The sequence below is a fragment of the Micromonospora antibiotica genome (assembly GCF_017599305.1).
Classification (GTDB): Bacteria; Actinomycetota; Actinomycetes; order Mycobacteriales; family Micromonosporaceae; genus Micromonospora; species Micromonospora antibiotica.
The window spans coordinates 83,023-98,077 of the sequence record NZ_JAGFWR010000021.1 but is presented as its reverse complement, the minus strand read 5'-3'; the positions used below and the strand labels follow the sequence as shown (position 1 = coordinate 98,077).

10 protein-coding genes are annotated in these 15,055 nt (G+C 75.4%); 8 read left to right on the top strand and 2 right to left on the bottom strand.

The features are described from left to right. The first annotated feature begins 116 nt into the window (after nucleotides 1-116). From imuA' to JQN83_RS25800, 8 genes are all read left to right on the top strand, one after another. Nucleotides 117-854: a DnaE2-dependent mutagenesis accessory factor ImuA' gene (gene imuA', locus JQN83_RS25835; RefSeq protein WP_244253198.1), complete on the top strand. Its 738-nt coding sequence runs from the start codon at nucleotides 117-119 to the stop codon at nucleotides 852-854. Beyond that, nucleotides 851-2,656: a DNA polymerase Y family protein gene (locus JQN83_RS25830; RefSeq protein ID WP_208569750.1), complete on the top strand. Its 1,806-nt coding sequence runs from the start codon at nucleotides 851-853 to the stop codon at nucleotides 2,654-2,656. Before imuA' ends, JQN83_RS25830 begins: the two co-directional genes overlap by 4 nt. Before the next feature lie 507 nt (nucleotides 2,657-3,163). Further along, nucleotides 3,164-6,874: an error-prone DNA polymerase gene (locus JQN83_RS25825; RefSeq protein ID WP_244253197.1), complete on the top strand. Its 3,711-nt coding sequence runs from the start codon at nucleotides 3,164-3,166 to the stop codon at nucleotides 6,872-6,874. A gap of 98 nt (nucleotides 6,875-6,972) precedes the next feature. After that, nucleotides 6,973-7,146, top strand: a complete 174-nt coding sequence (locus tag JQN83_RS25820) for a hypothetical protein (RefSeq protein WP_244253196.1) — start codon at nucleotides 6,973-6,975, stop codon at nucleotides 7,144-7,146. Between the two features lie 42 nt (nucleotides 7,147-7,188). Continuing rightward, a complete protein-coding gene (locus tag JQN83_RS25815; protein WP_208569749.1) occupies nucleotides 7,189-7,959 on the top strand; it encodes a methyltransferase domain-containing protein in 771 nt (256 codons plus the stop codon). After that, nucleotides 7,956-9,185, top strand: a complete 1,230-nt coding sequence (locus JQN83_RS25810) for an alkaline phosphatase family protein (protein WP_208569748.1) — start codon at nucleotides 7,956-7,958, stop codon at nucleotides 9,183-9,185. Before JQN83_RS25815 ends, JQN83_RS25810 begins: the two co-directional genes overlap by 4 nt. Before the next feature lie 41 nt (nucleotides 9,186-9,226). Next, nucleotides 9,227-10,489 carry a DNA polymerase IV gene (locus tag JQN83_RS25805; protein WP_208569747.1) on the top strand — a complete coding sequence of 421 codons (1,263 nt, stop codon included), beginning with the start codon at nucleotides 9,227-9,229 and terminating at the stop codon, nucleotides 10,487-10,489. Between the two features lie 115 nt (nucleotides 10,490-10,604). Next, nucleotides 10,605-11,000 carry an SCO2097 family morphological protein gene (locus tag JQN83_RS25800; RefSeq protein WP_067301847.1) on the top strand — a complete coding sequence of 132 codons (396 nt, stop codon included), beginning with the start codon at nucleotides 10,605-10,607 and terminating at the stop codon, nucleotides 10,998-11,000. Between the two features lie 253 nt (nucleotides 11,001-11,253). On the opposite strand, the gene JQN83_RS25795 is transcribed toward JQN83_RS25800, so the two are convergent. Both JQN83_RS25795 and JQN83_RS25790 read right to left on the bottom strand, forming a co-directional pair. Beyond that, a complete protein-coding gene (locus JQN83_RS25795) occupies nucleotides 11,254-13,728 on the bottom strand; it encodes a transglutaminase TgpA family protein (protein ID WP_208569746.1) in 2,475 nt (824 codons plus the stop codon). A gap of 28 nt (nucleotides 13,729-13,756) precedes the next feature. After that, nucleotides 13,757-15,055: a DUF58 domain-containing protein gene (locus tag JQN83_RS25790; protein WP_208569745.1), complete on the bottom strand. Its 1,299-nt coding sequence runs from the start codon at nucleotides 15,053-15,055 to the stop codon at nucleotides 13,757-13,759.

Here is a 15,055-nt window from a genome sequence, read left to right as displayed (position 1 = left end):
ACCTGATCCGGCCGGCACCGGGCCCCGCTGAGCACCTCGACGCAGCGTCCCACCGCGTCCGGGGCGAGCACGCAGTGCACCTGATCCACGCAACGACACGACGGGGGGTTGGTCCGATGGCGGGCCGCATGGTGGGCGGTTCCGCCGCACTGGCCGCTCTGGTACGCCCGGCGAGCGCCCCGGACCCGGCGGTCGGTCACCGGCTGCTCCCGGTGGCACCCGAGTTGACCGGCCTGCTGCCGCACCGGGGGCTGCGCCGGGGCAGCACCGTCGCCGTCACCGTCGGCCAGCCCCGGCGCAGTGGCGGCACCTCCCTGGTGCTGGCGTTGCTCGCCGAGGCGTCCCGGGCCGGGTCGTGGTGCGCGGTGGTCGGGGTGCCCACGTTCGGGGCCGGCGCCGCCGCCGAGGCCGGCATCGCCCTGGACCGGCTGGCCCTGGTGCCCCATCCCGGCCCGGAGTGGCCCACCGTGGTCGCCGCCCTGATCGACGGGGTCGACGTGGTGGTGACCGCCGTGCCGCACACCGTCTCCGCCCCGGTCGCCGACCGGCTGGCCGCCCGGGCCCGGCAGCGCGGCTGCGTGCTCGTCCCGTACGGCCGGTGGACCGGTGCGGACGTGACGCTCCAGGTGGTCCGGGGGGTCTGGGAGGGGCTCGGGGCGGGGCGGGGCCGGCTGCGCCGACGCGAGGTCACCGTGTCGGCACGCGGACGCGGAGCGGCGGCCCGTCCCAAGGAGATCACGATGTGGCTGCCCGGCGACGCGCTCACCCGGGTCGTGCCCCCCGCCGCGTCGGCCGTCCCCGTCGCAACCGCCGGGCCCCGGCCGGGCGGGTTCACCGTGGTCGGGTCCGGGTGACCGGCACGCCCGTGCGCACCCTGCTGCTCTGGTGCCCGGACTGGCCGGTGCTCGCCGCCGAGATCGTCGACGGGGTGCCCGCCACCGGCCCGGTGGCCGTGCTGCACGCCAACCGGGTGGTGTCCTGCTCCGCACCGGCCCGCGCCGCCGGGGTACGCCGGGGCCTGCGCCGCCGGGAGGCGCAGGGGCGCTGCCCCACGCTGACCGTCGTCGACCACGACCCCGGTCGGGACGCCCGCGCCTTCGAACCGGTCGTCGCCGCCGTGGAGGAGGTCGCCGCCGGGGTCGAGGTGGTCCGCCCCGGCGTCTGCGCGCTCGCCGCCCGGGGGCCCGCCCGCTACCTCGGCGGTGAGGAGGCCGCCGCCGAGCGGATCGTCGAACAGGTCGCCGAGTCCTGCGCGGTGGAGAGCCAGATCGGCATCGCCGACGGGGTCTTCGCCGCCGGCCTCGCCGCGCGTACCGGTCAGGTGGTGCCGCCGGGCGGGACGCCGGGGTTCCTGGCGGGGCTGCCCGTCGAGGCGATCGGCCGCCCGGCCCTGGCCGACCTGCTGCGCCGGCTCGGCGTACGCACGCTGGGCGACTTCGCGGCGCTGCCCGCCGGTGACGTGCTGGCCCGGTTCGGCTTCGACGGGGCCCTCGCCCACCGGCTCGCCGCCGGGCACGACCACCGGCCGCTCGCCGTCCGGCAGCCCCCGGTCGACCTGACCGTCACCGCCCACCACGACGAACCCCTCGACCGGGTCGACGCGGCGGCCTTCGCCGCCCGGATGCTCGCCGAACGGCTGCACGACCGGCTGGCCGGGCACGGGCTGGCCTGCACCCGGCTCGGCATCGAGGCGGTCACCGCGCACGGCCAGGAACTGCACCGGGTGTGGCGGCACGACGGGCTGCTCACTGCCGCCGCCATCGCCGACCGGGTGCGTTGGCAGCTCGACGGTTGGCTCTCCGGCGGCACCGGTCGGGCCGGTACCCGACCGGCCCGACCGACCGCCGGGATCATCCGGCTGCGGCTGGTGCCCGACGGGCTGCTGTCCCGGGGTGGGCTGCAACCCGGCCTGTGGGGGGAGGTCGGCGAGGAACGCGACCGGGCACACCGGGCGTTGAGCCGGGTGCAGGGCATCCTCGGTCCGGAGGCGGTGGTCACCGCCGTGCTGGGCGGTGGTCGGTCCCCGGCCGACCAGACCCGCCTGGTCCCCTGGGGCGACGAACGCCTCCCCGCCCGCCCCGGCCCGCCCCCACTGCCGGGCGTCACCGAGGCGGAGCCTGGTGCCGCCGGGCGGGCGGCGGCGCAGTCCGGTGGCGTCGGACGGGCGCAGTCCGGTGGCGTTGGGCGCGCGGTGACCGGTGGCGTCGGGCGGGCGGTGACGCAGTCTGCTGATGCCGGGCGGGCGGTGACGGGGGCCGGGGGTGCCGGGCGGGCGGTGACGGCGGCCGGGGGTGCCGGGCGGGGCGGGCCACGGCGGCCGGGTCCCGTACCGCCCTGGCCGGGGCGACTGCCGCCACCCGCGCCGGCCGTGGTGCTGCCCGCCCCGCTCACCGCGACCGTGCACGACGCCACCGGGGAACCGGTGCTGGTCAGCGCCCGGCTGGTGGTCAGCGCGGCGCCCGCCCGGCTGGCCGTCGGCGGCACCGCGCCGACGGAGATCGTCGGCTGGACCGGCCCGTGGCCGGTGGACGAGCGGTGGTGGGCCCCCGCCGAGGCCCGTCGCCGGGCCCGGTTCCAGGTCTGCCTGGCCGACGGCGCCGCCCTGCTGCTGGCCGTCGAGGCGGGCCGGTGGCTGGTGGAGGCGATCTATGACTGACCGGTGGTGCGGGCTGGTCCGGCCTGGCCCGGCCCGGCCTGGCCCGGCCCGGCCTGGCCCGGCCCGGCCTGGCCCGGCCCGGCCTGGCCCGGCCCGGCCTGGCCCGGCCCGGCCTGGTTCGGACCGCGCTGGCCCGGTCCGGGCTGGTCCGGTCCGGGCTGGTTTTGCCTGGGCTGGCCTCTTTCTCGTTGGTCTCGTGTGCGCCGGTGGGACCTTCCGGGCTGGACCCGGATCGGCCGGCTGCGCGCAGGTCGGCCGTGTGTCGGCCGGTGGTATGCCGGTCGGTCGGGTGCGCGCTGGTTCCGGGTCTGCCGGAGCGCTGCCGGTTCGGGCATTGCCGGCTGACCGCGTGTCAGCCGGTTGTATGCCGGTCGGTGGCGCTTGCGCTGCCGACCGGTGCGGTGTTCCGTCCGGGGTCACCCCGCGTCCCGACGATGTTTCGGGGGTGAGTGGTATGCCTCAGCGGCATAAATATGCCTCAGTGGCATATCACTCATCGGGAGGACCATGGCTGCCCTTAGTGGCCACGCCCGGTCCCACCGCCGCCCGCACAAGGCCGACCCGCGCTACCGGGGCGGCCGGATGAGCTTCCACAATCCGAAACTGCCCTGGTCGGAGCTGGAACGGGTGCTGTCCGGACGGTCCACCACCACCGACGGCGGCGCGGACCACCGCTCCCGTGACGACCGCCTCCGTGACGGCGGGTCTCAGGACGGCGGGTCTCAGGACGGCAGGGCCCGGGGCGACGGGGTTCGGGACGGCGGGGCCCAGGACGGCAGGGCCCGGGGCGGCGGGGTTCGGGGCGGCGGGGTTCGGGACGGCAGGGCCCGGGGCGGCGGGGTTCGGGGCGGCGGGGTTCGGGACGGCAGGGCTCAGGACGGCGAGGCTCAGGACAGCGGGGGCCGGGACGGCGGAGGGCGGGACGGGCGGCGGCGCGGGGAACGGCACCTGCACGTGGTGGACCCGCTCGCCGAGGCCGACGGCGGCGACTCACCGGCCTGGACCCGGCACCGTGAGCGGTACGCGCCCCCCGAGCTGACCCGCCCGGACGACCCGGTGCCCTACGCCGAGCTGCACGCGCACACCAACTTCAGTTTCCTCGACGGGGCGAGCCACCCGGAGGAGCTGGCCGAGGAGGCCGCCCGGTTGGGGCTGACCGCGCTCGCCGTGACCGACCACGACGGGTTCTACGGGGTGGTCCGGTTCGCCGAGGCGGCCCGTACGCTGTGCCTGCCCACGGTCTTCGGCGCGGAGCTTTCGCTGGGGCTGCCCGGCCCGCAGCAGGGCGAGCCCGACCCGCTGGGCCGGCACCTGCTGGTGCTCGCCCATGGCCACGAGGGGTACGCCCGGCTCGCGTCGGTCATCTCCCGGGCCCAACTGCGCGGCGGGGAGAAGGGCCGGCCGGTCTACGGCGAGCTGGAGGAGGTCGCCGCCGAGCTGCGCGACCACGTGCTGGTGCTGACCGGTTGCCGCAAGGGGCACGTGCCGGCGGCGCTGCTCACCGCGGGGGTCGACGCGGCGGCCCGGGAGCTGGACCGGCTCACCGCGCTGTTCGGCGCGGAGACGGTGGCGGTGGAGCTGACCGACCACGGGCACCCGGTCGACGCCGACCGCAACGACGCGCTCGCCGAGCTGGCCGCCACCGCCGGGCTGGCCACCGTGGCCAGCAACAACGTGCACTACGCCAGCCCGGGGCGACGACGGTTGGCGACCACCCTGGCCGCTGTCCGGGCCCGCCGCAGCCTGGACGAGATCGACGGTTGGCTGCCGGCTGCCGCCACGGCTCACCTGCGCAGCGGTGCGGAGATGACGGCCCGCTTCGCCGGGTACCCGGGTGCGGTGTCCCGGGCCGCCGAGTTCGGCGCGGAACTCGCCTTCGACCTGCACCTGGTCGCGCCCCGGCTGCCGGCGTACCCGGTGCCGGCGGGGCACACCGAGATGAGCTGGCTGCGCCACCTGACGCTGGCCGGGGCGCACGAGCGCTACGGGCCGCCCGGGGCGCACCCGGAGGCGTACGCGCAGCTGGAACACGAGCTGCGGATGATCGACGAGCTGGGCTTCCCCGGCTACTTCCTGGTGGTCTACGACATCGTGGCGTTCTGCCGCGCGCAGGACATCTACTGCCAGGGCCGGGGTTCGGCGGCCAACTCGGCGGTCTGCTACGCGCTGCGGATCACCAACGTGGACGCGGTACGGCACCGGCTGCTGTTCGAACGGTTCCTCGCCCCGGAACGCGACGGGCCACCCGACATCGACGTGGACATCGAGTCCGACCGGCGGGAGGAGGTGATCCAGCACGTCTACGCCCGCTACGGCCGGGAGCACACCGCCCAGGTCGCCAACGTCATCTCCTACCGGCCCCGGTCGGCGGTGCGGGACGTGGCGAAGGCGTTCGGCTACTCGCCCGGCCAGCAGGACGCCTGGAGCAAGCAGATCGACCGCTGGGGTTCCGTCGCGGCGGTCGACGTCGAAGGCATTCCCGAGCAGGTGGTGGCGTACGCCAACGAGTTGCAGACGTTCCCCCGGCACCTCGGCATCCACTCCGGTGGGATGGTGATCTGCGACCGGCCGGTGATCGAGGTGTGCCCGGTGGAGTGGGGGCGGATGCCCGGCCGCAGCGTGCTCCAGTGGGACAAGGACGACTGCGCGGCCGTCGGGCTGGTCAAGTTCGACCTGCTCGGGCTGGGCATGCTGTCGGCCCTGCACTACGGCTACGACCTGATCGGGATGAGCCTGGACCTGGGTGACATGACGTTGGACGACCCCGAGGTCTACGACATGCTCTGCCGGGCCGACTCGGTCGGGGTGTTCCAGGTGGAGAGCCGCGCCCAGATGGCCACCCTGCCCCGGCTGAAACCCCGCGAGTTCTACGACCTGGTGGTGGAGGTGGCGCTGATCCGGCCCGGCCCGATCCAGGGCGGCTCGGTGCACCCGTACATCCGGCGCAAGAACGGCCAGGAGCCGGTGACGTACCCGCATCCGCTGATGCGCAACGCGCTGGAGAAGACCCTCGGTGTGCCGCTGTTCCAGGAGCAGCTGATGCAACTCGCCATCGACCTGGCCGGCTTCGACGCGGCCGGGGCCGACGAACTACGTCGGGCGATGGGGGCGAAACGGTCGGCGCAGCGGATGGCGCAGCTCGCCGACCGGCTCTACGCCGGGATGGCCGAGCGGGGCATCACCGGCGAGCTGGCCGACGACGTCTACCGCAAGCTCACCGCGTTCGCCAGCTACGGCTTCCCGGAGAGCCACGCGATGAGCTTCGCCTATCTGGTGTACGCCAGCTCGTGGCTCAAGCGGCACCATCCGGCGGCGTTCCTGGCCGCCCTGCTCAACGCCCAGCCGATGGGGTTCTACGCGCCGCAGACCCTGGTCGACGACGCCCGGCGGCACGGGGTCGAGGTCCGCCGGCCGGACGTCAACGCCAGTGGGGCCGGGGCGGTGCTGGAATCCACCCCGCAGACCCGGTGGGGGAGCGTGCCGGGGGAACCGCCGCACGCCTGGGGGCTGGGCGGTCCGGCGGTCCGGCTCGGGCTGGGCGGTGTGCGTACCCTCGGCGACGACCTGGCCGGGCGGATCGTGGCGGAGCGGACGGCGCACGGGGCGTACCGGGACATGCCTGATCTGGCCCGGCGGGTCGGTCTCACCGCGGGTCAGCTGGAGGCGCTGGCCACCGCGGACGCCTTCGCCTGTTTCGGGCTGACCCGGCGGGAGGCGCTCTGGGCGGCCGGGGCGGCGGCCCAGGACCGGCCGGGCCGACTGCCCGGCACGGTGACCGGCGCGGCGGCCCCGACCCTGCCGGGGATGGAGGCGGTGGACCGGCTCGTCGCCGACGTCTGGGCCACCGGGCTGTCCCCGGAGACCCACCCGGCCCGGTTCGTCCGGGACCGGCTCGACGCGCTGGGCGCGGTGCCGATCGCCCGGCTGGGGCGGGTGGAGTCGGGTCGGCGGGTCCGGGTCGGCGGGATCGTCACCCACCGGCAACGGCCGGCGACCGCCGGTGGGGTCACCTTCCTCAACCTGGAGGACGAGACGGGAATGCTGAATGTCACTTGCTCCCCGGGGCTGTGGCAGCGCTACCGTCGAATCGCCCGCACCAGCAGCGCCCTCGTGGTCCGTGGTCGGTTGCAGCGGCACGAGGGGGTCACCAACCTCACCGCCGACCGGCTGGACCCGATCACGCCGCCGGTGGAATCCGCCTCCCGCGACTTCCGGTGAAGTGATCCACATTACGGTTTTCCGGGCCGGGAGACGGGAGACTTCCGGCACGCGCGGGCAGAGTGGCACGCGCGCGGCAAGGGGGATGACCAGTGACGATGGACAGCACGTACACCGGTGGACTGGCGAACGCCCGGCGTACCCGGCTGGGCGCCGGTTGGACGCCCGCCCAGGACGCCGAGCCGCGGGAGTACCAGGTGACCGAGGGCCCGGTGGCGAACGACCGCCGGTCCCGCGCCGAGGAGGACCCGGCCGGCGGCGGCGAGATCTGAGCCGTCGACGTCGGCACCGCCAGCGGGGGTCGGGTGAGGCGGGTGACTAGGCTCCACCGGGTGGAGCAGAGCACCCGAGGCCGGTTCGTCGAGCCGCCGTTGACCCCCCGTACCGCCGTCATCTGGTCGGTGCTCGCCGCCGAGCTGGACCGGCGGGCCGACGACACGCTGACCGTGCTCGACGTGGGCGGCGGCACCGGCGGCTTCGCCGTGCCGCTCGCCCAGGCCGGCCACCGGGTGACCGTGGTCGACGCCAGCCCCGACGCCCTCGCCGCCCTCACCCGCCGGGCCGCCGAGGCCGGGGTGGCCGACCGGGTCCGCGCCGTGCAGGGCGACGGCGACGCGTTGACCGGCCTGGTCGAACCGGCCTCCGTCGACCTGGTGCTGTGCCATGCGGTGCTGGAGGTGGTCGACGACCCGCTGCCGGTGACGACCGCGCTGGCCGCCGCGCTGCGCCCCGGTGGGGCGGCGAGTGTGCTGGTCGCCGGGCGGGCCGCCGCCGTGCTGGGTCGGGCGATGAACGGTCACCTGGACGTCGCCGCCGCGCTGGCCGCCGCCACCGACGGCGCCGCCGGCCCCCGGGACACGCTGCGCCGCCGCTTCGACGCCGAGCAGGCCACCGCCCTGTTGCGCGCCGCCGGCCTCACCGTCGAGGAGATCCACGGGGTACGCGTCCTCGCCGACCTGCTGCCCGCCGCCGTCGCCGACGGTCAGCCGGGTGCCCTGGTCGAGTTGGAGAAGGCGCTGGCCGGGCGTCCGCCCTACCGGGATCTCGCCGCCCAACTGCACCTGTTCGCCCGCCGCCCGGCATGACCGACCTGCCCCCGGACGGGACGACCCCGCCCCCGGCCGCGGTGCCGGTGGACCGGGCGGCGGGGCCGGTGCCTGCGGCGGACCCGCTCGCGGTGGTGTCGCCGCGCTACGGCGGGGGCAGCCTGGCCGACGTGCTGCCCAGCGCGCTGGCCGTGCTCGGTGTGCCGGGCGCGGTCGACCTGCTCGGGCTCGCCCCCGGCCTGGCCGGGGTACGCCGGGTCGCCGTGCTGCTCGTCGACGGTCTCGGCTGGTACCAGCTACCCACCGCCGCCCGGTACGCCCCGACCCTGACCGGGCTGGCCGCGACGGTGGGCCGCCCGCTCACCTCCGGCTTCCCCTCCACCACCCCGACCAGCCTGGTGACCCTGGGCGCGGGCGCGGCCCCCGGCGCGCACGGCGTGCTCGGCTTCACCGTCCGGGTGCCCGGCACCGACCGGGTGCTCAACCACATCGACTGGCACGGCGACCCGGACCCGCTGCACTGGCAGCCGGTACGCACCCAGTGGCAGCGGGCCCGTGCCGCCGGGGTCGCGGTGAGCGTGGTGAGTCGTCCCGAGTACGCCGGCAGCGGGCTCACCCTGGCCGCCAACCGGGGTGGCGACTACCGGGGCGCCGCCGGGGTGGACGCCCTGGGCCGGACGATGCTGGCGGCGCTGTCCGCCGGGGCCGGCCCCACCCTGGTCTCCGGTTACCACCCCGACCTGGACCGGCACGGGCACCTCAGCGGGGTCGACTCGGCGCCCTGGCGGATCGCCGCCGCCGAGGTGGACGGCCTGCTCGCCCGGCTCGTCGACGGGTTGCCGGCCGACGCCGCGCTGCTGGTCACCGCCGACCACGGCCAGCTCGACGTGCCGGCGGCCCACCGTTTCGACCTGGACACCGATCTGCGGCTGCGGGCCGGCATCCGGGTGGTCGCCGGTGAGCCCCGGGTGCGGTACCTGCACGTCGAGCCGGGGGCGGTGGACGACGTGGTGGCCACCTGGTCGGCGGTGCTCGGGCCGGCCGCCCGGGTGTGCACCCGGGAGGAGCTGGTGGCCGAGGGCTGGTTCGGCCCGGTCGCCGAGGAACACCTGTCCCGGGTCGGTGACGTGGTGGTGACCTGCCGCGACACGTACGCGGTGCTGGCCACCCGGTCGGAGCCGCCGGCGGCGTCCCGGCTGGTGGCGTACCACGGGGCGGACAGCGCGGCGGAGATGACCGTGCCGCTGCTGGTGGTCCGGGGCTGACCGCCGGGCCGGTTGTCGTACCGGGCGGCTAGCCTGCGGTGATGGGCCGGAGCCAGTCGTTGCCGCGTGGTGCTGGTGACCCGCGTTTCGGGCCCGACGCCGACGACTCGGCCAGCCCGATCCTGCACGTCGACATGGATGCCTTCTTCGCCTCCGTCGAGGTGCGTCACCGGCCCGAGTTGGCCGGCCGTCCGGTGGTGGTCGGCGGGGTCGGGCCGCGGGGTGTGGTCAGTTCCGCCAGCTACGAGGCCCGCCGCTTCGGCGTGCGCAGCGCCATGCCCACCGCGCGGGCCCGCGCGCTCTGCCCCGGCGCGGTCTACCTGCCCCCCGACTTCGCCCGCTACCGGGCGGCCTCCGACGCGGTGATGCGGATCTTCCGGGACGTCACCCCGCTGGTCGAGCCGCTCTCCCTCGACGAGGCGTTCCTCGACGTGACGGGTGCCCGCCGGCTGTTCGGCCGGCCCGCCGCCATCGCCCGGCGGATCCGGGCCCGGGTCGCCGCCGAGCAGGCGTTGACCTGCTCGGTCGGGGTGGGTCCGAGTAAGTTCGTGGCCAAGCTCGGCTCCACCCGGGCCAAGCCGGACGGCCTGCTGGTGGTGCCGGCCGATCGGGTGTTGGAGTTCCTCCACCCGCTGCCGGTCGACGCGTTGTGGGGGGTGGGGGAGCGGTCCGCCGAGACGCTGCGGCGGCTCGGCCTACGCACCGTCGGTGACCTGGCCGAGGCACCCGCCGGGATGCTCCGCAAGGCGCTCGGTGTGGCGTCCGCGACCCACCTGCACGAGTTGGCCCGGGGGCGCGACGCGCGCCCGGTCAGCCCGGACCAGGTGGAGAAGTCGATCGGGGCCGAGGTGACCTTCGACGTCGACGTCGTCGACCCGCAGGAGATCCGGCGCGCGCTGCTCGCCCTCAGCGAAAAGGTGGGCAGTCGGCTCCGGGCGGCCGGCCAGGTCGGCCGGACCATCTCGATCAAGATCCGAATGTCCGATTTCCGCACCGTCAGCCGGTCCCGCACCCTCGACGGGGCGACCGACGTGGCCCGGGAGATATTTGACACGTCCTGGGGCCTCTGGACGGTTCTCGACCCGGGTGAGCCGGTCCGCCTGGTCGGCGTCCGGGTGGAGGGACTGGCGGGAGCGGTCGACACACCGCGACAACTCACGCTGGGCGCACCGGAGCGGGGATGGCGGGAAGCGGAGACCGCCGCCGACGCGGCGGCTGCCCGTTTCGGGCGGTCCGTCATAGGTCCGGCCAGTCTGCTCGGTAAACGTGATCCCCGGCGCGGGGAAAATAGCAGTCGGCCATAGGTCGTCCCGCTTTCCGACGCGCGACCCCCCTCGTAGACTTGGCGGCAAGCAGCCGGATGGCTGCCACGGTCTGTCGGCCCGACCGGGCCGACCAACGTGACCGGGGAGGAGTGCCGTGCCGCTCTCGGAGCACGAGCAGCGGCTGTTCGAGCAGATCGAGCGGTCGCTTGCCGAGGACCCCAAATTCGCCTCGGCCGTGCGCGCCAGCGACCCGCGTTTCCATACGCGGCGTCGCCTGCTCGTCGCTGCCGGCGTGGTGGTCGTCGGCCTGGCCCTGTTGGTCTACGGCGCGGTGATCAAGACACCGCCACTGGCAGTGGCGGGCTTCGTCGTCATGCTGGCCGCGTTGGGCTATGCGGTGCAGTCGCACCGGCGGGCGCAGTCACCGGACCTGCACGTGGTGGGCGGCACGACGAGTCGTCGTCGTCCGCGTGGCCGGGGCGGCCGTCGGCCGTCGCTGCTGGACCGCATGGAGGATCGGTGGCGGCAACGTCCGGAGGGACATCGCTGAACCCGGCCCACCCCTGAGGGTGGACGGGCGTCGCCGACGACGGTAGGTGCCGGACCTGTGGTCCGGCCACCTCCGTCATATCGCCATGCCCGCGCTCTGCTGCCAGCCAGGCTGCCCGCCCGGGCCCGTCGGTGCCCCCACGCCGCCCGTCACCACCCCTGGCCCACTCCCGTGCGGCGACGTGGCGGTGTCCAGCACGGCTGACACCGCTGTATCACCCCACGAGCGGCCGGGCGAGGCGGCCGGGGCGTGGTCAGGCGCGGCGGGTGGCGAGCAGGCGGCGCGGGTTCCAGCGCAGCAGCAGGCGGCGGAGCCGGCCGGAAGCCGTCACCAGACGCGCCGACGTGTCGCCGAGCGAGGTACGCCAGCGCAGCAGCACCGAGGGGGGCAGCACGGCGGCGAGGAACCGGGTACGCCGGTCCGCCCGCGCGGCGAGACTGTCGCGTACCGTCCGCAACGCCGGGTGCAGCGGTTCGCCGGTGAGCGGGTCCCGGGCGTACCGGGCACGTTCCTCGGCGCGACCGAGCAGCCGTACCGCCGTGGCGGATCCGGCGTCCTCACCGACCGCCTCCCGGGCCAGCCGCTCGGCGGTCGCCCGGGGCGTCTCCGTCCGGTCGATCCGCACCCGGTAGTCGACCAGGGTGTCGAGCAACTCGTCCCAGGCCGCGTGGGCGTCCGCCCGGGCCCGTTCGGCGTCCACGCCCAGCACCGTCATCGGGATGCTCCCGCCCGCCCCGTCGTCGGGGGCGGGCCCGGCCGCCACCGGGGTCGGCAGGTGGTGCCGTTGCCGGCGCAGCGCCCGCCGCCGCAGCGCCGGGACGGCCAACAGCGCCGCCACCGCGAGCAGCGCGCCGACCGTCCACCAGGGCCAGGTCGGGGCACGTTCGACGGGAGCGCCGGTGGTCGGGTCGAAACCGGCGTCGGTGTCCTTGTCGGCGGCCTCGTCCCGCTGCGGCCCCGTGGTGGCCCCCGGGTCCTGCGGGGCGGCCGGCGCGGCGGTGTCCGACGGCTCCGGGTCCGGGGCGTCGGAGTCCGGCGCCCACGCCGACCGGTTCGCCCCCTGGACGCCGTACGCCGGGGTGGCGTCGAACGGGACCCAACCGAACTGGTCGAAGTAGACCTCCGTCCAGGCGTGCAGGTTCCGGTTGGTCAACGTGTAGGTGTCCCCGTTGGTGCTGCTGCCGTTGGTGAAGCCGAACGCCACCCGGGCCGGGATGCCGGCCTCGCGTACCAGCCAGGCCAGCGCCGCCGCGTACTGCTGGCAGTAGCCGACCTTGTTGGTGAGGAAGTCGACGATCTCCTGACCGCTGGTGCCGCCCTTGGTGCTCAGCGAGTAGCTGAAGCCGTTCTCCCGGGAGAAGTAGTCGTAGATCGCCCGGACCCGGTCGTAGTCGGTGGACTTCCCCTCCACCAGCCGGCTGACCAGCAGGCTGACCTCACGGACCTCCGGGGTGCGGGTCTGTTGCAGCCGGATCGGGTGCTCGGCCGGCAACGGGCGGGCCCGACGCAGCGCCGCCGGGGTGAACGTCGAGCGCACGTACTCGAACGAGTAGCGCTTGCTCCGGGAGTTGTCCCGGTTGGAGAAGACCACCCCGAGGTTCTGGTCGTACGACCAGTTGCCGTTGAGCCCGTCGAAGCTGACCGGGTCGGTGTAGAGCGGCACGAAGGGCATGCTCAGCGTGCGGTTGATCTCCACCGTCGCCCGGTAGGTCCGCTGCTCCACCCCCGGCCCGGTGCGACCCGACGGGTCGGGCAGCTCCCGGTTCACCGGGCGGCCGTTGGGCGGGCGTACCCGGAAACCGTCCGGGCGCAGCTCGTCGGCGACCCCGAAACGCAGGTAGAACGGGTTCTGCTCGGTGGTGGTGACCTTGACCATGTCGGCCACCTCGGACTGGTTGAGCTGCCCGCTGAGCGACGCGAAGAGGTCGATCCGGCCTGGCCCGCCACCCTGCCCGGGGCGGCCGGTGCCGTTGCCGGTGCCGTTGCCGGCGGTGTTGAACTGGTCCAGCAGCCCACCGGTCATCCCCGGCACGGCCAACGGCAGCACCACGGCCAGCGCCACCCCGACCACCGCCAGCCGGCGACCGGCGGCGGCCAGCGGGGAGGACTCCCAGACGTCCACGTCGCGGCCCTCACCGGTGAACCGGCGGCCGAACCGGCGGACCCGGTCGACGTTGTCGGTCACCAGCAGCCAGAGGTAGCCGGCGGCGCCGACCACGAACGGCAGCGCGGGGACGCTGTCGACGTAGACCGCGACCGGCACCGAGTAGATGGCCAGCATCGGCAGTCCGGCCAGGGCCGGTCGCCGCAGCCCGACGGCGAGGACGTCGACCACCACCGCGACCGAGCCCACCCCGAGCACGCTGATGAACAGCAGCGGGGTGGTGTCGGGCACCTTCACCCCGTAGGAGCGCATGTCCTGCAAGGAGCCCTGCGCCAGCTCGCCGAAGTGGGCCAGCGTCGCCGGCGTGGGCAGGAAGGCGATCAGCTCGCCGCCACCGGGGAAGAGCCAGGTCAGGGCGAGCAGTAGACCGGCGAGCATGCCCAGCACCTGACCCCACAGGGGGGCCCGGACCAGTCGGGTGAGCGCCGCCGCGCCGGCCACCACGGCGACCGCGATGGCGGACTGGATCAGCCAGGTCCACTGTTGGAAGATCGACGACAGTGGTGCCGCGGCGAGCAGGGTCGCCGCCGCGGCCACGAAGCCGATGTTCCGGGACGCGATCACGACGTCACCCTCCCTGTCGTCGGACGGCTCACCGGACGGCCCCGGCGACCGTCTCGGCGAGGGCGGCACGCAGCGCGAAGCCCTGCGAACCGCGCCCGGCCTGCGGCCAGAGCACCGGCAGTTGGCCGTCGTGGTTGACCCCGATGACCCGCCAGCCGCCCTGCAACAGGGCCAACGCGGCGGCGGCGTGGGTCTGCTCGGCCTCGAACCGGGCCCGTTCCGGCAGGCTGAGCCAGGTGGAGCTGTTGAGCACGAAGCCGACGCACGTCGCGCCGCTGCCGCGCAGCCCGCTCAGCAACTCCGCCTCACTGGTGGTCAGTGAGCCGAACAAGGCGATGATCAGGCCCCCGTCGGCGCGTTGCCGGACCCGCTGCACCAGGGTCGCCACGTCACCACGCTGGTCGAGCCGGACGTCGGCGAGCTGGTCGAGGAGCAGGCCGTCCCCGGTGGTCTCGGTGGCGTCCACGTCCACCCCGTCCCCGGTGACCAGGCGCAGCTTGTAACCGGCCTGCCGCAGGTGCGAGGCGATGCTGGCGGCGGCGGAGACCGACCACTCGAAACTGGCCGTGGGACCGTCGCCCCGGTGACCGTGCGCCCGGGTGTCCAGCAGCACCGTGGCCCGGCTCTCCCAGGGCTGTTCCTCCCGGCGCACCATCAGCTCACCGGTGCGGGCCGTCGACTTCCAGTGCACCCGGCGCAGATCGTCGCCCCTGCGGTACTCCCGGGTGGCGGCGTCGTCCTCGCCGTGCACCGCCACCGACCGGGCCCGGCTGTCGCCGCTGCCGGCGTACTCGCCGGGTAGGCGTACCGAGGGCAGCGGGGTGACCTGCGGGATCACGGTCAGCTGCTCGGTGCTGGGGAAGGCCCGGCTCAGCTCGCACAGCCCGAACGGGTCGGTCATCCGGACCACCAGCGGGCCCACCTCGTAGCGGCCGCGTACGTCGGCGCGGACCGTGTACGCCACCGAGCTGGCCTGGTGCGCGCCGAGTCGTTCCAGCACCACCCGGGGACGGCTGCCCAGCGCGTAGGGCAGCCGGTCCTCCAGCAGCAGGGTGCCGGTGGGCAGCCGGGACATGTTCTGCAACCGCAGCACCACCCGGGAGCTGGCCCCGACGGGCACCCGGTGCGGGTCCAGCGAGCGGTTGCAGGCCAGTTTGTAGCGGGTCCGGCCGACGTACAGCGCGGCGAGTAGCGGCAGGACGGCGAGCAGCACCGCCACCCGGAGCAGGTCCCGTTCGCCGAGGATGCCGGCGGAGATCGCCGCGGCGATCGCCGCCGCCAGGAACGACCGGCCCCGGGTGGTCAGGCCACGCAGCCCGGCACGCAC

What these genes read in the sequence shown, in the direction of transcription:
- imuA' (WP_244253198.1), top strand. Translation starts at nt 117, where the DNA reads ATGGCGGGCCGCATGGTGGGCGGTTCCGCCGCACTGGCCGCTCTGGTA.
- JQN83_RS25825 (WP_244253197.1), top strand. Translation starts at nt 3,164, where the DNA reads ATGGCTGCCCTTAGTGGCCACGCCCGGTCCCACCGCCGCCCGCACAAG.
- JQN83_RS25820 (WP_244253196.1), top strand. Translation starts at nt 6,973, where the DNA reads ATGGACAGCACGTACACCGGTGGACTGGCGAACGCCCGGCGTACCCGG.
- JQN83_RS25810 (WP_208569748.1), top strand. Translation starts at nt 7,956, where the DNA reads ATGACCGACCTGCCCCCGGACGGGACGACCCCGCCCCCGGCCGCGGTG.
- JQN83_RS25805 (WP_208569747.1), top strand. Translation starts at nt 9,227, where the DNA reads ATGGGCCGGAGCCAGTCGTTGCCGCGTGGTGCTGGTGACCCGCGTTTC.